15 protein-coding genes and 1 pseudogene are annotated in these 20,073 nt (G+C 48.3%); all 16 read left to right on the top strand.

What is annotated here, in order from left to right; all coding sequences use genetic code 11:
• Positions 1-2: 2 nt before the first annotated feature.
• The 16 genes and pseudogenes from G358_RS0122455 to G358_RS0122380 all read left to right on the top strand — a co-directional run bounded on the left by G358_RS0122455 (position 3) and on the right by G358_RS0122380 (position 19,982).
• Entirely contained in the window at positions 3-2,552 is a 2,550-nt protein-coding gene (locus G358_RS0122455) for an ABC transporter permease (RefSeq protein WP_019639513.1), read from the top strand.
• Between the two features lie 320 nt (positions 2,553-2,872).
• The gene (locus G358_RS0122450) at positions 2,873-3,805 is read left to right on the top strand and encodes an ABC transporter ATP-binding protein (RefSeq protein ID WP_019639512.1); all 933 of its coding nucleotides are present in this window, start codon (positions 2,873-2,875) and stop codon (positions 3,803-3,805) included.
• Positions 3,798-4,466, top strand: coding sequence for an ABC transporter permease (locus G358_RS0122445; RefSeq protein WP_019639511.1), 669 nt, complete (start codon positions 3,798-3,800; stop codon positions 4,464-4,466). The genes G358_RS0122450 and G358_RS0122445 overlap by 8 nt, the downstream gene beginning before the upstream one ends.
• Before the next feature lie 156 nt (positions 4,467-4,622).
• Positions 4,623-4,775: pseudogene (locus tag G358_RS34620) on the top strand (transposase); the annotation flags it as partial.
• 384 nt (positions 4,776-5,159) lie between these two features.
• Entirely contained in the window at positions 5,160-6,158 is a 999-nt protein-coding gene (locus tag G358_RS0122435) for a LacI family DNA-binding transcriptional regulator (protein ID WP_019639509.1), read from the top strand.
• Between the two features lie 473 nt (positions 6,159-6,631).
• The gene (gene iolD / locus G358_RS0122430; protein WP_019639508.1) at positions 6,632-8,497 is read left to right on the top strand and encodes a 3D-(3,5/4)-trihydroxycyclohexane-1,2-dione acylhydrolase (decyclizing); all 1,866 of its coding nucleotides are present in this window, start codon (positions 6,632-6,634) and stop codon (positions 8,495-8,497) included.
• Between the two features lie 23 nt (positions 8,498-8,520).
• Complete coding sequence (gene iolE / locus G358_RS0122425) at positions 8,521-9,414, top strand: myo-inosose-2 dehydratase (protein ID WP_019639507.1); 894 nt, start codon at positions 8,521-8,523, stop codon at positions 9,412-9,414.
• Positions 9,415-9,436: 22 nt separating this feature from the next.
• The gene (gene iolC, locus G358_RS0122420; RefSeq protein ID WP_019639506.1) at positions 9,437-10,444 is read left to right on the top strand and encodes a 5-dehydro-2-deoxygluconokinase; all 1,008 of its coding nucleotides are present in this window, start codon (positions 9,437-9,439) and stop codon (positions 10,442-10,444) included.
• 27 nt (positions 10,445-10,471) lie between these two features.
• Entirely contained in the window at positions 10,472-11,917 is a 1,446-nt protein-coding gene (locus G358_RS0122415; RefSeq protein ID WP_019639505.1) for a CoA-acylating methylmalonate-semialdehyde dehydrogenase, read from the top strand.
• 188 nt (positions 11,918-12,105) lie between these two features.
• Positions 12,106-13,149, top strand: a complete 1,044-nt coding sequence (gene iolG, locus G358_RS0122410; RefSeq protein WP_026342410.1) for an inositol 2-dehydrogenase — start codon at positions 12,106-12,108, stop codon at positions 13,147-13,149.
• Positions 13,150-13,184: 35 nt separating this feature from the next.
• Positions 13,185-14,009 (top strand): 5-deoxy-glucuronate isomerase, encoded by an 825-nt coding sequence (gene iolB / locus G358_RS0122405; protein ID WP_019639503.1) that lies wholly within the window; start codon positions 13,185-13,187, stop codon positions 14,007-14,009.
• A 99-nt stretch (positions 14,010-14,108) separates the two neighbouring features.
• Positions 14,109-15,128: a LacI family DNA-binding transcriptional regulator gene (locus G358_RS0122400; RefSeq protein ID WP_026342409.1), complete on the top strand. Its 1,020-nt coding sequence runs from the start codon at positions 14,109-14,111 to the stop codon at positions 15,126-15,128.
• Between the two features lie 353 nt (positions 15,129-15,481).
• The gene (locus G358_RS0122395) at positions 15,482-16,516 is read left to right on the top strand and encodes a LacI family DNA-binding transcriptional regulator (protein WP_019639501.1); all 1,035 of its coding nucleotides are present in this window, start codon (positions 15,482-15,484) and stop codon (positions 16,514-16,516) included.
• 395 nt (positions 16,517-16,911) lie between these two features.
• Positions 16,912-18,225, top strand: coding sequence for an ABC transporter substrate-binding protein (locus G358_RS0122390; protein WP_019639500.1), 1,314 nt, complete (start codon positions 16,912-16,914; stop codon positions 18,223-18,225).
• Between the two features lie 66 nt (positions 18,226-18,291).
• On the top strand, positions 18,292-19,170 hold the full coding sequence (locus tag G358_RS0122385) for a carbohydrate ABC transporter permease (RefSeq protein ID WP_019639499.1): 879 nt from the start codon (positions 18,292-18,294) through the stop codon (positions 19,168-19,170).
• Positions 19,167-19,982 carry a carbohydrate ABC transporter permease gene (locus tag G358_RS0122380; RefSeq protein WP_019639498.1) on the top strand — a complete coding sequence of 272 codons (816 nt, stop codon included), beginning with the start codon at positions 19,167-19,169 and terminating at the stop codon, positions 19,980-19,982. The genes G358_RS0122385 and G358_RS0122380 overlap by 4 nt, the downstream gene beginning before the upstream one ends.
• Positions 19,983-20,073: the final 91 nt, after the last annotated feature.

The following is a 20,073-nucleotide window of genomic DNA, read 5'->3' as shown; positions in this document are numbered from 1 at the left end:
CCATGTTTTTTAAATCAGCCTGGAGAAGTTTGCTAAGAAGTAAGCTGCGAACTTTTTTTACAGTATTCAGCATTATTGTTGGGATTACATGCTTTTTTTTAATGTTTAGTTTGGCAGAACTTGCTCCTCACTCCATCCGAAACTCAGCTAAAACCATGCTTGGCGGAGATTTATTAGTCCAATCCTATTTAAAACCTCTCAAACATTCTCAGATAGGAAGTCTTTTCGATAAAGACGAAAATATAAATTACTTAGCTTCTTATGTGAGCCAAACCATGATTAAATCTCAAAGCAGAACGACAAGCGTAATTATCAAAGGAATTGATCCTACAAAATACCCCTATTATGGTGTGGAGCAGTTTGAGAATATTCGCAATATGCAAAAGGATTCTATTTTACTATCAAAAGGTGCCGCGGATCGGTTACAAGCCAAGGTTGGTGATAAGGTTTCTATCCCGAATTCCTTAGATGGAACCATGCAGTCTTTTACTTTGACAGGTATTGTTCACAATGTAGAGGAATCCTACGGAGATGCTAACGTCTTTGGAGCCGGCTATGTTAATCTGAATCAGCTTTATTCAATTTTGAACATAGATACTGAATCAGTAAATGAAATACTATTTCAAATACCTGCAGCCAATGAGTCTCAAGTTATTAAAGAGCAACTGAAAGAATATATACCTGGTATTGATATTATTACATTAAATGATAAGGTACAGCAGCGTCTACAGGATATGAAGACACTCCTTCCTGTCTTGCAGATATTTAGTTTGCTTGCACTAGGGATTTGCTCCATCACGGTATCCAATACAATGCGCGTGACTATGCTCTCCCGTATGAGAGATATTGCAGCTATGAAGGCAATTGGTTTAAAAAATCGGCAAATCCGATTTTTTTTCCTTGGAGAAAGTGCAATCATGGGAATATGCGGAACTTTAATTGGGATAGGAATCGGATTACTTGTTAACATATGGTTGACTACATATTTGGGAAGGATGTTATCTGTTCCGCTCTATGGTCATATTAGCTTCCGTACAATAGGTGTTAGCTTTTTTCTAGGTCTTTTCATTCCTGTTTTCTCTTCTTGGACGTCGCTGGGGGGAATGATCTTTATCCGGCCAATGGATTTATTAAAAGATACCACGATGTCTCTCCCTCCGCTCAAAAGAAGTTTTTGGAGAAAAAGGTTGTATGATTTGCTTGTAACCTTTTTCTGTGCGCTCTATCTACAAAAAACATTGTTCATTGATTCATCGCGTTCGTGGATAATGAAAGTATTGATTACGTGGTGTGTTGTTTTTCTAGTTTTTTTAATCATTATTATTCTTGTTCGATGTATAGCTTTTTTATTTTCTTTATTTTTTGGCTTCATCGGTTCCCTTCGCAGATTTGCACCACAACGCTGGTATGTACCGCTTCATAATCTATCATCCTTTAAGAAAACAAATAGTTTATTAACTGTAACTTTGACGGTGGGCGTACTATCTGCTGTTATGAGTCATATGATTGCAGAAAATCTTATTGATTCGGTTAAAACTCAACTTGAAACTGAATCCAAGGGTAATTTATTAGTGACTTCTTCTATTCAAGATGAAATGAGCGTAGAGGAGCGTTTTAAAGCAATAAATATCGATAAGTGGTCAAAAGGTATTCAGCTTAGCGGTTTTCTTAATGGGATTAATTCAAATGACATACTCCCCATTTTACAGGAAAAAGGCAAGAATAATAAATTTTTTAGCACGAACAGATTATCTATTGAAGGTACGAATACTGGCGACTTAATGAGACCATACAAAATCGAATCAGGAAGAGATTTAACCACATCAGATGGATTGCAGAAATCAGCACTGTTGCTGGAAGACTACAAAAATTTAGGATTTGAATTAGGTGATACAATATCTATTGGAATTGGCACAAAAGTAATTGAATTAAAAATTGTAGGTTTTTTTCAGTCAGGTATTGTTAAGACTGTACAAATGAGAATTCCTATGAATACATTACTGCAGTATGGCTCTCCTAGTAGAATCTCTTACTCCATAGACGTTCCAAGTGCTAATACCGATAAGGTGCTTCAACAGTTGAATGAAAATCTCCCTTCGTCTGCTATGGCTTACTTAATATCAGACACTGCAAGTGATAGTTTGAAATATATTATTAAAATGCAGAGCACATTTTTTTCGGTTGTTACCCTTTTTGCATTTATCACTGCCATTCTAATGATCGGAAATCAAATCGTAATCGGGTTAATTCAAAAAAATCGCGATATTGCTATATTCAAAGCGATTGGAAGTTCATCAAAGAAGATTATGGTGGATGTACTACTAGAGAATTTAATAATTTCTTTCGTTGCTGGTTTAGTAGGTGTCACAATGTCCATAATGCTAACATCGGCAGTCATACTACTTGTTTTTCACACCTCTCTTGTTGTAAACAAAGCTTGGATACTTTACGGTATTGGTCTATCTGTTATTACAACAGAAGCTGTAGTCTGGCTTGCGGCCAGACAGTCCTTACAAACAAAGCCTATGCAAATGCTTCGGCAGGTGGGGTAACTAATGATTTTAATAGCGGTTAGTGTAAAATGGCTTTAGCTCGTACACTTAATTTTGTCATCCTGCCAATTTTGAGGCAGGATATTTTTTTGAATGAAAATCAACATATGATTCCACAAGCCCGATGACGAAACGTTGGATAGGGCTCTAATTCATCTGAATGATGAATTATCTTCAAGAACTAGCCGATAGTTTGGCAGACCATGAGAATCCAAATTACTCAATAGCTGGGTAGCTGGACATTTGAAGAGTTAATGGATAAAAAGGGTGAATTGTATAGTCTCTATCACTTATTTGGATCTTAATTAGGAGATGGGCATGTGGAAAAGGATATCATTTTGAGAACGTTAAATCTCACAAAGGAGTATAAAGGACAGAAGGTTTTAAAGGGGATCTCGCTAACGATTGAACGAGGCGAAATCTTCGGCTTGATAGGTGAAAACGGCGCTGGAAAATCGACACTTATGAAAATCATTGCCGGGAGTAGCCAGGCGACAAAAGGTGAAATTGTCATAATGGGGGCAACTACAAATCGGCATAGTTCGCATAGTCGAAAACAAATGGGGGTCATGATTGAACAACCAGCTTGTTATGGCGATATGACTGCGGCAGACAATTTGGAAATAATCAGATTAGCGAAAAGGATTGGTAATAAGTCCGTAGTAGGAGAAACACTAAAAATCGTTGGCCTCGATGATGTCGGTTCAAAAAAAGTAAGTAAGTTTTCCTTAGGTATGCGTCAACGACTTGGACTTGCAATGGCTTTGATCGGTTCACCAAAATTTTTAATATTGGATGAGCCGATTAATGGTCTTGATCCAAAGGGGATCATTGATATGCGCGATTTGATAAGAAAATTGAATCGTGAAAGAGGAATAACCTTTCTAATCTCAAGCCATATATTAACGGAGCTGCACCAAGTTGCAACACGCTACGGTATTTTGCACAAAGGAGAACTAATTGCTTTGCACTCTGCTCAAGAAATGGAACGTCAGTGTGAGCCATTCATTAGGATTAAGCATGAAGACAATGTAGTGGAAGTAGTAGGCTTCTTAAAAAGTAAAGGAATTACCCAAATAATAGCAGAAAATAATGACATAACAATAACGGATATATCAGATGTACCTAAAGAACTGCTATCTATGCTTGTAAAAATGAACTACCGAATCACAGAATACTATCGTCAGCAAGAAACAATTGAAGATTATTTTGTTCGACTAACACAGGTCAGTGAAGGAGGAAATAATGTATAAAGTAGAGTTGTATAAAATCTCCCATTCACCAAATCTCCTGTATCTCATGTCTGTAGTAATGGCAGTTTCCATATTTTTAAGTGTCAGCGACCCTAGTATCTTACTTAACACGGCCTTTGTAAGTTCTTCCGCTGTATTAATGCTTTACATTACTATTTTTGCAATCTTCTACGTAAATCGTGATTATAGTGCTAATAATTTCCGTGTACTTATAGGTACGGGTCTAAGTCGAAATAGAATTATTACAACAAAATACGTTGTATTTTCGATAGTTAGTTTTGTAATCATCAGCATTCACGTAGCAATAGTAATGGGAGTTCCTATTATTTTCAACAAAGTGTCTCTGTCTATCGATCAAATTCAAAACATACTGTTTTATTATTTTGTATATGCAGCTATTATATCAGTTGTCTTTTTTATATCAGTCATTAGTAAGACTTTAATAAAGTCCATTATGCTCAATCTAGGTTTTATAATAATTTCGAGCATAATTGTTGCTAGCTTTAGTCCAATAAGTTTAGTACCGGTTATTCCTCTGCAATCCTTACAATTTATTTCGAGCGACCAAGGGGAAAAACATATTGTAGTAATCAGTACTTTACTCTATATAGCGGCATCTTATAGTGCATCATGTGTTAGCTTCTTGAAGCAAGAGCTGTAATGTGAAGAGAGTTAAAATGCGACATTTTATAGTTGAGCATTTTGCATTAACCTGAGCCCTTACTAGACAAAGGTTTTCAGACATAAAAAAGGACTTCACCCCAACTTGGAGAAATTTCAAGTGACCAAACCAGAAAACCCAAGGGGGGAAGTCACTATGAATATTCTCCCAGAAAGTCTATTTTCCTTTGAAGAACTTCAAAAGCTTGAACTCAAAGAACGTTTGCCTGTCTTCTTCAGCGCCCTGGACTTACGACCTTATGCCAAAGAATTGAGAAGTCATTCACCCCGAGGCGCAGATGGGCATTGCCATGACATAGGGGAGCAGATTACCCCGTTATTCAAGTCCGCACCGGAATATGAAACGTTGACTAGAACTTTACAAAGAACGAACGAACGAACGAGTGTAAAACGCTGCAACTCCCGGATGAGGGTAATAAATTAATTTGTCATAAAAAGAGTGCTGGTCACTATAGTGAATGTTTCCACAAGGTTTTCGAGCCTACAGCGTGCTGCAATCTGATATGTGTCGATTGGTGTAGATTCAATCTATTAGCTTGGTCAGACAAGGTGATTGCACGCACTTCCCCCCTGGGGATATTGATCCGAATGACTACGTGTGTCTGATGCAATGTTTCTAATGTTGTTTCGTTGATGTAAAATAAGTTTAAAAACCATAGATTGGACTGTGCTTATGAAACCTACCATTTATGATATCGCCAGGCTCGCGAAGGTTTCGACGGCCACCGTTTCAAAGGTCATTAACAACAATGGCAAGATCAGCATCAATACCAGGCAAAGAGTTCTTAAAATCATAGAAGAGCTGCACTATCAGCCCAACGTCCTGGCATCGGCGATGAAAGGGAAGCTGACCTATCAAATCGCTCTGTTGATACCTGATATGGACAACCCGATTTACGCGCAATATTTAAAAAGTATTGAGGCGAGCGGTCAAGGCTTTGGGTTCAGTATCGTTTTGTGCAGCACGGACAACGATCCCGAGAAGGAAGCGAAGCATATCACGCTCATGCGGCAAAAGCAGGTTGACGGATTTATTATCGCTTCACGTTTCAAAAACACGAGAATGCTTGAAGAACTGCTTAAAGACGAGGTGCCGGTCGTTTTGTTTGCCTACGAAAAACCTGAATTGTTAATCGACAGCGTAACGGTGGACGATTATCAAGGAGGAATCATAGCAACGGAGCATCTTCTTGCTTTAGGACATCGGCGCATAGGCGTGATTGCTGAGGAAACGTTCAGTAGCAATGAACGGGTTCGTGGTTATTTGACTGCCTTGCAGAACGCGGGTATTGATCCGGTCGAAAGCCTTATTATGTATAGCGGACATAAAATTGACGAAGCGGAAGCAACCGGTGGACGATTGTTGGATTTGGCGGAAAGACCGAGCGCGATATTCGGCTGCAACGATATACTGGCCGTTGGCAGCATGAGGGCCGCCAGAATACGAGGTGTTGCCATTCCCGAAGAGCTGTCCGTTGTTGGCTTCGATAACACGGTATGGTGTAAAATTATCCATCCAGAGCTCACTTCGGTTGCAATGCCTGTGGGGGATTTGGGTCAGAAGGTCATGGAAGTGATTGTTAATAAAATTGAACGCGGCCAGAAAATAAACCAACGAATCAGGATGTTTCCTGAAATTAAGGTTCGCGCTACGACTTCAAATAAACAGTAACGATTGTCTGCGTGTTTACGTTCAGAGGAGAATTTTGACCGTAAGCTGCGCAGTTATTTTTTATAATAAGTTAATCGATTACTTTTTTCTTTGTTTTTCATATCGACGACATCGAAGACTAGCCGTCCGGAGCGTTTAGGGAATCACCATCGGGAATGGCCGGGCTATGGATGAGTGCACCTGGAAGGCTATTCTAGTAAACGCAGAAGCAATAGGTTACGGAGATAGGGTGTCCATAGAGCTGTTCAGGCCCGAGTACTGGGATCGGGTGTGTATATCAAGCGTACGACAAGGACCGGCAAAGAGACGACATAGCGCGTCATTCGCCAGTATTTTGATGAATCTGAAACGTCAAAAAAATTAGTATTGAGAACCGTGAAGAATCGTTGTACAATTAGGTAAAGCGCTTTACCTAATTTTTAAAGAAACAAGTCAAGAAAAAAACAAGGATTAACTAACAATGGAGTGATTCGATGGCAACGATTCGATTGACGATGGCTCAGGCATTACTTCAGTTTCTGGATCGGCAGTACATTTCGGTCGACGGCGTAGAGACCAAGTTCGTTCGTGGCGTCATGGGCATATTCGGGCATGGTAATGTCACCGGTATCGGTGAGGCGCTCGAACGGGCGGAGAGCGATCTGTTGTTCATTCAAGGCAAGAACGAACAGGGTATGGTTCATTCTGCAACCGCTTTCGCCAAGCAAAGCAATCGCAAGCAAATTTTTGCCTGCACGACTTCTATTGGACCAGGGGCGCTGAATATGGTAACGGCGGCGGCCACAGCGACGGTCAACCGTATTCCGGTGCTTTTGCTGCCAGGAGACAATTTTGCATCGCGGCAGCCCGACCCCGTGCTGCAGCAGCTTGAAGTAACCAGCGATTATACCGTGTCGGCGAACGATCCATTCAAGGCAGTCAGCAAATATTGGGACCGGATCGTTCGGCCGGAGCAACTGATGACCGCTGCGCTGCAGGCGATGCGCGTGCTGACCGATCCGGCCGAGACCGGAGCCGTTACGCTCGCGTTGCCGCAGGATGTTCAAGCCGAAGCATACGACTATCCGGAGGCCTTCTTTGAGAAGCGGGTCCATTACGTAGACCGGCACCCTGCGGCGACCGATGCGCTTGAGCGGGCCGCGAAGCTGCTGCAAGGCAAGAAGCGGCCGCTCATCATCGCAGGCGGCGGTGTCTTGTACGCATCCGCCGTTCAGGAGCTGCGCGAATTCGCCGAAGCGTTCGCCATTCCGGTTGCGGAGACGCAAGCCGGCAAAAGCTCGCTTCCATGGAATCATCCGTTGAATGTTGGTGGCATCGGCGTCACCGGTACTTTGGCTGCCAACCTTCTGGCGAAGGAAGCGGACGTTATTATCGGCATCGGAACCCGCTACTCCGACTTCACGACAGCCTCCAAGTCGGCTTTTGCGAATCCTGCGGTGCAGTTTGTGAACATCAACGTCAGTGCGTTTGACTCGAGCAAGTGGAGCGGCGCGGCGCTGACCTGCGATGCGAAGCTCGGTCTCAAGGCGCTGGGCGAAGCATTACATGCGCAAGCCTATCGCAGCTCCTACGAGGACGGAGAAATAGCGGCTTTGAAGCAGCAGTGGGATGCCGAAGTCGACCGCCTGTTTACCATTGAGCATGAGCAAGGGTTGACGCAGACCCGAGCGCTTGGTGTCATTCAGGAGACGATCGATCCGAGCGACGTCATCGTATGCGCGGCGGGAAGTCTACCTGGTGACCTGCACCGGGTATGGAGAGCTGTGGAGCCGAAGACGTACCACATGGAGTATGGTTTCTCCTGCATGGGATATGAGGTGAGCGGGGCTTTTGGCGCAGCGCTTGCGGAGCCGGAACGCGGTGTATATGCGATGGTAGGAGACGGCAGTTACCTGATGCTTCACTCTGAGCTCGTTACAAGTCTGCAGGAAGGCAGGAAAATTACGGTCTTATTGTTCGATAATCACGGCTTCCAGTGCATTCACAATTTACAGCGAGGCCACGGCAGCGACGGATTTGGCAATGAATTCCGATACCGTGAGCAGGCAACAGGGCGGCTTACCGGCGGATATATGCCGATCGATTTTGCTGCTCATGCCCGCAGCCTTGGGGCTAAAGCTTATAAAGCAGCAACGGCGGATGAACTGAAGGAAGCGCTGCTGCTCGCAAAGCGCGAAACTATCACGACACTGATCGAAATTTCCGTCGTGCCGGGAACAAACACTTCCGGCTACGAATCATGGTGGAACGTCGGCGTTCCCGAAGTGTCCTCCAGCGAAAACGTGCGCAAGGCACATTTGGAAATGAAGGAACGGATTCAAGCGGCAAGAACAATCTGATACGACAATGGAGGGCGAAAGCGATGGGGAAATTGCCGTTTCGGCTCGGCGCACATCCGATTAACTGGGTCGGGGAGGACGTCAAGGAACACGGTGCGGACACCACCTATGAGCAGATTATGGACGAAATGCGGAAGCTGGGCCTGCATGGCACGGAGATGGGCAGGAAATATCCGACCGATATTGAGCTGCTCAAACAAGAATTAGCTAAGCGGGACCTACAGCTCGTTTCGCAGTGGAAATCGGTGCTCTTCTCCGATCCGGCGTACCGGGAAACGGAGCTCGAAGCATATCGGGAACATGTCCTATTTTTGAAGGAAATGGGCAGTACGGTCATCAGCACCTGCGAGATTGGCGGTTCCTTGCACTTCGATCCGCGTCGCACCCCGTACGAGAAAGTGGTATTGCGTCTTGATGAGGCCGGTTGGGCTAACTTGGCGGAAGGATTAAATGCGGCCGGGACTATAGCCAAGGAGCACGGGCTGAAGCTGACCTACCATCACCACGGCGGCACCGTCGTGGAACGCCCGGAGGAGATTGACCGGCTGATGGAACTCACAGATCCGGGCCTTGTGCACTTGCTGTACGATACGGGTCATGCCTACTACGGCGGAGCGGATCCGCTGGACGTGCTGAACAAGCATTACGATCGAATCGCTTACGTCCACTTGAAGGATGTTCGCAAAAATGTTCTAGAGCAAGCTCAGGCGGAGGGCTGCGATTTTATCACATGCATCCGTAAGGGTGTCTTCACGGTGCCTGGAACAGGTGATCTCGATTTTTCTCCGATTATTCGGGAGCTTGCGGCACGCGGCTATAACGGCTGGGCGATGCTCGAAGGGGAGCAAGATCCGGCGAAGTATCCGGCGTACGAGTTCGCAAACAAGGCAATCGCCTATATGGAGTCCTTGATTTAAATGAAAGCGAGGGGAACAAAGCATGAATTACGTCACATTTCCGGCTGGGCGGGAACTGGATTTTACCGCCATCGGCAGACTTTGCATCGACTTGAATGCCAATGAAATTAACCGTCCCATGGAGCAAACGAGCACTTTCACCAAATATGTCGGAGGCTCCCCGGCGAACATTACCATCGGCATGTCCCGACTGGGGCTGAAGACCGCTTTCATCGGCAAAATCGCCGACGACCAGATGGGCCGCTTCATTCAAGAATATCTGACCCGAAACGGGATCGAGACCGGGAACATCGTGACGGACAAGACCGGAGCGGTTACAGGGCTTGCTTTCACGGAAATCAAGAGCCCCACGGATTGCAGCATTCTCATGTATCGCGATAACGTCGCGGATCTTAAGCTGACCCCAAGCGAAGTGAACGAGCAGACGATCGCCAGGTCGAAGATGCTGCTTATTTCGGGTACCGCGCTGGCGCAAAGCCCGTCACGCGAAGCGGTGTTCCAGGCTCTTGCGTACGCGAAGAAGCAGGGCGCCGTCATCGCTTTCGACCTTGATTATCGTCCGTACACTTGGACTTCGAAAGAGGAAACCGCAGTTTACTACAACCTGGCTGCAGAGAAATGCGACATCATACTCGGTACGCGCGAAGAGTTCGACATGATGGAGCGTTTCGAGCACAATCCAGAGCATAGCGACCAAGTGACGGCTTCCAAATGGTTCGACCATTCAGCCCAAATCGTCATCATCAAGCACGGCAAAGACGGCTCCATCGCTTATACGAAGGACGGAGCGAGCCATCGCGCCAAGACGTTCCCGGCGAAGGTAGTTAAGACGTTCGGAGCCGGTGATTCGTATGCAGCAGGCTTTCTGTACGGCATCATGCAGGGCTGGACCTTGGAACGCAGTATGGAATACGGAAGCGCGGCGGCCTGTATCGTCATCTCCAGTCACAGTTGTTCCGACGCCATGCCGACTGCCGCGCAGGTAGACGATTATATCGAACGATGCAACCGCGGTGAAATTACGGTTTAACCAGAATACTCGAGGAGGTTTTGCTGCATGACGCAATTATTAAAAAACTGGATCGGCGGACAATGGGTGGAAGCTCAGACCGACCGGAAGGATCCTGTTTATAACCCCGCAACGGAAGAAATTCTCGCTTACGTGCCCCTTTCTACCAAAGAAGATGTGGACCAGGCGGTCCAAACCGCTAAGGAAGCGTTCAAAACGTGGAGCCGCACACCGGTTCCGCGCCGCGCCCGCATCCTGTTCAAATACCAGCAGTTATTGGTGGAAAACTGGGAGGAGCTCGCCAAGCTCGTCACGCTTGAGAACGGCAAAAGCTACAGCGAAGCGTACGGCGAAGTGCAGCGCGGTATCGAATGCGTCGAATTTGCGGCAGGTGCCCCGAATCTGATGATGGGCAAACAGTTGCCGGACATCGCGACGAATCTGGAGTCCGGCATGTACCGGTATCCGATCGGTGTCATAGGCGGCATTACGCCGTTTAACTTCCCGATGATGGTTCCATGCTGGATGTTTCCGCTGGCGATCGCTTGCGGCAATACGTTCGTTCTGAAACCTTCCGAACGGACTCCTCTGCTCACAAATAGGCTTGCCGAGCTGTTTCAAGAGGCTGGTTTGCCGGCGGGCGTATTCAATATCGTTCATGGCGCTCATGACGTCGTCAACGGCGTCCTCGAGCATCCGTCGATCGCGGCGATTTCCTTCGTCGGCTCCCAGCCGGTGGCCGAATATGTGTACAAGACTGCTTCCGCCAACGGCAAGCGCGTGCAGGCGCTCGCCGGTGCGAAGAACCACTCGATCGTTATGCCGGACGCCGACCTTGATCTCACGGTGAAAGAAATCGTCAACGCCGCCTTCGGCTCCGCCGGAGAGCGCTGCATGGCCTGTTCCGTCGTAGTGGCGGTAGGGGAAATCGGCGACACGCTGGTCAACAGCCTGGTCGAAGCCGCCGACAAGCTGACCATCGGCAACGGTCTGGAGCAAGGAGTGTTTCTCGGACCTGTTATCCGCGGACCGCATAAGGAGCGGACGCTCAAGTACATCGAGATCGGCGAGAAGGAAGGCGCGCTGCTCCTCCGCGATGGCCGTAAAGATGCGGCAGCCGAAGGCAAAGGCTTTTTCGTAGGCCCGACGCTGTTTGACCAAGTACAATACGGCATGAAAATTTGGGAGGACGAGATTTTCGCTCCAGTGTTATCGATCATGCGGGTAGCGACACTGGAAGAAGCGATCGAACTTGCCAACCGCTCGGAATTCGCGAACGGCGCCTGCTTGTTTACGAGAAGCGGGGCTAATATGCGGCTGTTCCGGGAAACGATCGATGCAGGCATGCTCGGAGTCAATCTCGGTGTTCCGGCCCCGATGGCATTCTTCCCGTTCTCCGGATGGAAGAAGTCTTTCTACGGCGACCTTCACGCGAACGGTACGGACGGAGTGGAGTTCTATACCCGCAAAAAAATGGTGACTACACGCTGGTAACAGCGGGGGGTTAACAGGCAGACGGAGGCATTCGTATGACATGCACTGCAACGATTCGCGCTTATTTACAAAAATCGGGAAGTTTACGATCCGAGAAATTATTTGATACCGGCTCGCGAAGCGATCAAGGGGTCGGCCGGGCCAAAATTCAACTATTCGGCTGCGCGGGGAAAGCGGGAGGATACAATATGATAAAGATTAAAATTGGCATTATCGGAACGGGGCGGATCGGCAAAATCCACGCGGACAACTTGATTCGGTTCCCGAATGCGGAAGTCGTCGCCGTCAGCGATTTGTTCGCAGGTCCCGAGCTGGAAGCCTGGGCTGCTGTAAGAGGCATCGGTCTGGTCACAAAGAACAGCTTGGAGATTATCAACCATCCTGATATCGATGCGGTATTTATTTGCTCGTCGACCGATACTCACGTGCCGCTGATCAAGCAAGCTGCTCAAGCAGGCAAACATATCTTTTGCGAGAAGCCCGTGAGCATGGATATCGCGCAAACGGAAGAGGCGCTGGAGGCGGTTCGCAAAGCGGGAGTAAAGCTGCAGATCGGCTTCAACCGGCGCTTTGACCATAACTTCAAGCGCGTACGGGAGCACGTCGCAGCTGGTACGATCGGCGATCTGCACATCGTGAAGATCACGTCGCGCGACCCGAGCCCGCCGCCGAAGGAATACATTAAAGTATCCGGCGGACTCTTCATGGATATGGCCATTCACGATTTCGACATGGCGCGCTTCCTGTCCGGGAGCGAAGTGGAAGAAGTGTACGTGCAAGGCGCCGTACTGGTCGATCCGGTCTTCGCCGAGTTCGGAGACGTCGATACGGCTATTATCACGCTTCGTTTCGCGAGCGGCGCTCTCGGCGTCATCGACAACAGCCGTAAGGCTGTGTACGGTTATGATCAGCGAGTGGAAGTGTTCGGATGTAAAGGGAGTGTAACCGTGGCTAACGATCATCCGAATTCGGCGGTTGTGAGCGGTGCGGACGGCGTTGTCTCCGAGAAGCCGCTGCATTTCTTCCTCGAGCGATACACCCAAGCCTATGTGGAAGAGACGCAAATATTCATCGACAGTCTCATAAACGATACCCCGCTTCCGGCTGACGGCAACGACGGGCTGCAGGCGGAGCGTATTGCGCTCGCCGCGAAGTTTTCATATGTGCTGAAGCGTCCGGTGAAGCTAAGTGAGCTGACCGAGCTGCGCCATCAAATGGCGGAGATGGTTTAAGTCTTAATCAAGGAAGCGATTGGGAGGTGTTGGCTTTGTCAAAATTGATTGTCACTCCAGAACAAAAAGCAGCCGCCGATGGAACGGTTCTGTCGATTACTCCGGAGTCTGCGGGCTGGACTTATGTCGGATTCGAAGTGGTGAAGCTCTCCGAGGGCCAAACGTTGTCGAGGGAGACAGGGGACCATGAGCTGTGTCTCGTACTGCTAAGCGGCATTGCGCACGTAGCGACAAGCGGAGAAGAATGGCGCGGTATCGGCCGGAGAATGAGCGTGTTCGAGCAAATCCCGCCGTACTCCGTTTATATTCCTAACGGCGACCGATTTGAGCTGCAGGCTGTTACCGCTGTCGAGCTGGCGATTTGTTCTGCTCCTGGGCGGGGGGGACATAAGGCTCGTCTGATCACTCCGGAGCAGGTTGGCGTCGAAACGCGCGGTTATGGCAATATTGAGCGCTATATTCATAATATTTTGCCCGAGCAGGAGCCGGCGGACAGTCTCCTTGTCGTAGAAGTATTTACTCCGAATGGCCACTGGTCGAGCTATCCGCCGCATAAGCACGACCGGGACGCACTTCCGGAGGAGTCGTTCCTGGAGGAGACGTACTATTTCCGGGTAAAGCCAGAGCAAGGGTTCGCTGTACAGCGGGTATATACCGACGACCGTACGCTGGACGAAACGCTTGTCGTCAAGGACGGCGAGGCGGTGCTCGTTCCCCGCGGGTACCATCCGGTATCGGCGCCCCCCGGATATGATGTCTACTATTTGAATGTTATGGCGGGGCCGCACCGGACCTGGAAGTTTCATAACGACCCGGAACATAGCTGGATCATGACCCGTCCTGTGTCGGACGGCAAATGAATGTCCGTATTGCAATATGAACTGCAAATAAGCATAATGATGAAAGGGGATGACGCGCTCATCCCCTTCTTGTATACTACCAGTGATGAGGAAGCGAATATGAAAGCTACGATATACGATGTGGCCAGAGAGGCCGGGGTTTCGATCGCGACCGTTTCCAACGCCATTAACGGCAAAGGAAAGATCAGCAAGAAACGGCGCGAGGAAATCTTCAAGATCATGGAACGGTTGAACTACCAGCCTAGCGTTATCGCATCTGCACTTACGGGCAAAAGAACGTATACGATAGGTGTGCTTATTCCGGATATTTCCAACCCTTTTTTTGCAGAGATTGCGAGAGCTATTGAGGATCAAGCCCATCAATCCGATTATAGCGTTATTATTTGCAGTACGGATAATAAAGACGACCGGGTAGAGCGTTACGTCGCGCTTCTGGAGCAGAAGAGCGTCGATGGCATCATTATCGGCACGGGTGTTGACAATACAGAAATATTGAATCGGCTCCATAAGAAATCGATTCCGATGGCGATGATTGCGCGCGAAGCGCCTTCTTTGGCCGTAGATACGGTCGTGGCAGACGATTATGTCGGAGGGCTTCTTGCTGCACAGCATTTAACCGGGCTAGGACATAAACGGCTGGCGATTCTTTCCGAAACACTAAAGGTCAGCAGCAGCCGGGAACGGATTCGGGGGTTCAAGCAAGGGCTCGATGAAGCAAACGTTCCTTTTGACGACACCAGCATTGTCATCTGCGAATATAAGGTCGAAGAAGGGAAAAGAGGCGCTTCCGAGCTGCTGACGCGCAGCGGTGGTGAACGCCCGACGGCGATATTTTGCTGCAACGACCTGCTTGCGATCGGAGCTATGCAAGCGGCGAAGGAGATTGGGCTTCACGTACCGGAACAGCTGTCAATTGTGGGCTTCGACGACACGGTGCTTGCTGCCGTCACAGATCCGCCACTGACGACAGTCGCCCAACCGATGGAGCATATGGGGAAGCTCGCGTTCAATTTGCTGCTGGAGCATTTGAGAAATAAAGATGCCATCAGGCAGCGGGTCGTACTTCGGCCGGAGCTGAAGGTGCGCCGCTCAACGGCGCCGGAACCCCAATTGCCATAACGCCTTGCAGCATGTTTTCATACGGTGCTGTGTGCAGCCAAGCTCTATATGAGGCGAAAGGAAAAAATGCGGTGGCTGTAGAAAAAGTACATATAGACCGAGTGCTAACAGATATGGAACGGCAATGATGAACGGCGGGGTGACCTGTCGTTTTTTTGTACCACGTCTGAATATTCCGCTAACAACCAAATAAGAACGAGTAATCCTTACAAACTGAGGATTGAGAAGCGGTCGCCAGAGTGGTTAAAAAGCGAAGCTGTCTCCGTTTGAAAAAAATGCGAACGGTTGATCGGAATTGTATTGAATGTTATGATGTGTTTGTTTACTAAACGAAGGAAGCTGGTTGGTTCAAATTGTCGACAATTAGAGATATCGCGCGCAAGGCTGGCGTCTCGATCGCCACCGTATCCCGGATTTTAAACGAAGATCCGACGATGGCTGTCTCGGAAGAGACGAGACGGCTGGTTTTCGAGACGGCCTTGGCGCTTCAATACGATTTTTCGCGGCGGAGGAAGAAGAAAGAAGCGCCGCCCGCAAACAACTCCGGTAAACCGAGGATCGGTCTGCTGCTTTGGTGCTCTCCCGAGGAGGAGTATGAGGATCCCTTCTTTTTGATGATCCGGCAAGGGATTGAGAAGCAAATTGCGGATCTCAATCTTGAAGTCTATCGCGTATACCGATTGAACGGGCAACTGCCGGAGGCCGAGGCGCAGGAGCTTGACGGTCTCATCGTTATAGGCAAAATCGAGGAGGAAGCTTTGAAGAAAATATATCCTAGGCCTGATCGCGTTGTCTTCATAGATCATTGTCCCGATCCGACGCGATTCGACTCCGTGGAACTGGATTTTCAGAAGGCCATGGACGAGGTGATGTCTCATCTCCTTGCTTTGGGATACAAGCGAATTGGCTTTTTGGGCGGCAAAATAGACATATACGGATTAAATCGGTCGATGCGCGAACTGCCGGAGCAGCGGAGGCTTCATTTCGAACGCATTCTGAAGGAGCTTGATTTGTTCCGTTCCGAGGACGTGCACCTGGGAGAATGGTCAACGCCGGGCGGCTACCGCATGATGAAACAAGCAATCCAGAAGGGGGATCTGCCGGAGGCGTTCTTTTGCGCAAGCGACCCGATTGCGCTCGGCGCGCTTAGAGCCCTGCAAGAAGAAAACATTTCGGTACCGAACGAGGTTGCTTTGGCCGGATTCGATGACATTGAGATGGCATCGTTTGTCAGCGTACCTTTAACGACCGTAAAGGTGTTTACGGAACAGATGGGCCGCTCGGCGGTCAATCTGATCATGGAACGGATCCATGGACGGAGCGTCCCGATTCGAGTCTTGATCCCGACGCAACTTATAGTTCGAGAGAGCAGCAGGAAGCTGGTATAGAAGTGGACGAATCCAGGAAGGCCTAGATGGCCTTCTTTTTTTGTGAGCGGCAACGAATCAGGCACGCTTATTCGCCTGTTTGATGATTTTAATTAGTTTAGTAAACGAATTGCGCATCGCGGATGGAATCTTCAAAAAATAAAGGGATTTTCATCTAAAAAAAACAAAATTAAATAAACTATTGCCTTGTAAGCGCTTTAATGGTATTATTTTCTCGTAAACATTATCAGTTGTTAAGTAAACAATGAAGCGAGAGGGTTCGGAGAGTTCCCGATACCGGGGGTAGGCTCGGAAGCCATCGACGAAGGGGGAGGTTATCGGGCATTTCGTTGGCGCAATGCAGGGTAGCAAGAAACAGATAATCTATCGCAAGTACAAAAGGAGGGCTCATATCTATGAAAGCGCTTAAAAGAATTCCTTATGTTATTCTGCTTATCGCAATTATGCTGGTAACGGCTTGTTCCAAGGGAGGCGGCAGCGGTCAAACGGCCGAAAATACAAATAAGGCGAACACGGCAGCTCCGTCGCCAAGCGGGGAAGAAGTGAAGCTGGCGATCTACTCCACGACGAACGATAAAGAGACGCAGGATCTCTACAAGAAAATCGGCGATGATTACACCAAAGAGCATCCGAATGTAACCTTCGATTTTCAATATCCGGGTCCGGACTACGAGAACATCATGAAAGCCAAAATGGCGGCGAACGATCTGCCCGATATTTTCGATACGCACGGTTGGGCAATTATTCGTTACGGGAATTATTTAGAGGACATGTCCCAACAATCCTGGGTATCCCGGATGACGGATTCCATGAAGCCGATCGTAACCGACGATGGGGGCAAAGTGTATGCTCTGCCGCTGAATGCGGCGAAGGACGGCATTACGTATAACAAAGATGTGCTGGACAAGTATGGCATTCAAGAGCCGGAAACACTGGACGATCTGATCGCCGCGGGGGAAAAAATTAAGAAGGACAGCAACGGGGAAGTCACGCCGTTCTTCTTCTCCGCTACGGATGCAGGCTCGATGGCGCAGTTCTTCGATTATTACGGAACCGCCATGCTGATCAGCCCCGAGGTAAATCACGCGCAGGAGCTGCTTGACGGAACGTTCGATTGGAGCAACTGGACACCGCTCGCTGCCAAATTCAAGGAGATGTTCGACAAAGGCTTGATGCCTAAAGACGTGCTGACCGTGCGGGAGTCGGACCGCCCGAAGCTGTTTGCTGAAGGGAAAATCGCCTTCATATTCACCGGCCCCGGCTTCGTGCCCGACGCGCAGAAGATCAACCCTGATGTCAAGGTAGGAATCATGCCGGTACCGGCATTCAACAAAGGAGATACGCTTACGTTTTCCGGAGGCGAACGCTTCACGATGGGCGTGTTCAAGGATAGTAAGCATAAAGACGTGGCGATGGATGTCGTCGAATTCTTCTCCAAGCCGGAATATATGAAGCAGTTTGCGGAAGTTAGCGGTACTCCGACCGCGATGGAGGATGTTACGCCAGATCTCGGCATTTATACGGAATTTTACGACAAGTACAAGGATGTGCCGGTGTTCCCTTATTTTGACCGCGTATACTTGCCTAGCGGCATGTGGGACGTCATGCAGTCGACGTCCGCCGAAATCGTCGGAGGCACAATGACGCCGGAAGAATCGTCCGATGTATATAAAAAGAATGTAGAGCGTCTGAGATCGCAACAAAAATAAAGATAGGTTGATATGGAGGGGGCCTTCGGCGCTTCCTCCGTTTCTATCAAGGAGTGGTAAAACGTCATGCGAATGAAACGCAACTCGCCATTCTGGCTTAACCTGATGTATCTTCCGACGCTATTGTTGTTTCTTTCCCTTATCTATTATCCCTTCATCCAAGGGATGCAAATCTCATTTACGAATTGGGACGGGTTCAGTCAAACCCGCGATTGGATCGGCTTGGACAACTACAGGCGGCTGTTAGAAGACAAGAACATATCGACCGTCCTTAAAAATACGTTCATTTACGGCGTAGGCAGCACTTTTTTTCAAAATCTGATCGGGTTGGCTTATGCGCTGTTTCTGAATCAACAAATCCGTTCAAGAGGACTGACACGAACGATTGTCTACTTGCCGGTCATCGTAAGTCCGCTCATCATGGGGTATATCTGGTATTTCTTCCTCCAGTATCAGGGCGGAGCTCTTAACGATATCGTGCTGCTTTTTCAGAACGAGCCGATCAACCTTCTCGGCAACCCGCAGTTGAATGTCTGGATTATTATGCTCGTTAATACGTATCAGTACCTCGGCATCGCCATGATTATTTACTTAGCTGGGCTTCAATCGATAGCCAAAGATTATTACGAGGCTGCGGATATCGATGGCGCTTCTGCATGGAACAGGTTCAAGAGTATTACGTTTCCGCTATTGGCTCCGTCAATCACCATAAATGTCGTGCTGAACTTGATCGGAGGTCTGCGACTATTCGACGTGATCGTCGCACTGACGAAAGGCGGACCAGGCTATGCTTCCCAATCGCTGGCCACGCTGTCGTACCGGACCTACTTCGGCACGCAAGATGCGGGGTACGCCGCTACGTTGGGCAACGTCATGTTTGTGATTGTGGCGCTGGTCAGTTTGCTGGCGCTTGTCGTTCTTCGTCGGAGGGAGGTCCATGCATGAGTCAAAGAAAAGCATTCCGTGAACTTTTTTCCGTTGTTATCGCCCTGCTGCACATTCTTCCCTTCTATGTATTGATTACCACTTCGGCCAAGCCGATGAGTGATCTGAGCTCGAAGTGGGTGCTGCCGGGACGGATCGACTGGAGCAATTTTACAAACGCCTGGGATCTCGCGTCGATGGATCGTGCTTTCCTCAATACCGTCGTGATCACGGCCGTGTCCCTGATTCTTATTATATTTCTTGGGGCTTGCGCCTCCTATCCGTTGGCGCGGTATCAAACGAAATGGAACAAAGTGATGTATATCTTTTTCATCTCCGCGCTGATCGTTCCCCCGCTGACCATTCTAGTCCCGCTATATCAATTTTTCGTTGATATTCACGGCATGAATACGTATTGGGGTGTCGTTTTGCTTCATGTTACGTTCAATTTGTCGCAAGCCGTATTTCTGTATACGGGGTTCATCAACACCATTCCAAGGGAGCTGGATGAAGCGGCTCTGATCGATGGCCTGGGGAAATTCAAATTATTTTTTATTATGATCTTGCCGCTGTTGAAGCCTGTAACGGCCACAATCCTGATTCTTGCCGGTGTAAGCGTGTGGAATGACTATCAGTTCTCGGTCTTTTTCTTGCAAAAAAACGAAATGCGAACGATAACGGTATCGCTTGCCAGCTTTTTCGGGCCGAATACCAATAACGTGGGATGGGTAGCAGCTGGTTCGCTTATGGCGGCCTTGCCAGTTACGATACTATACATGTTTCTTCAGCGCTGGTTTATGACGGGATTAACGACCGGCGCCGTGAAAGGGTAGCTATAAGATGAAATAAAAAGTGGGATGCAGGTAAGAGAGATAAATGATTCCGAAGAAACTGAAAGCTTTCAGAAAGAAAGCTGCTTCGAGA

Source organism: Paenibacillus fonticola DSM 21315, assembly GCF_000381905.1.
In the GTDB taxonomy this organism is placed as follows: domain Bacteria; phylum Bacillota; class Bacilli; order Paenibacillales; family Paenibacillaceae; genus Fontibacillus; species Fontibacillus fonticola.
This window is presented reverse-complemented; position numbering and strand designations above follow the sequence as displayed.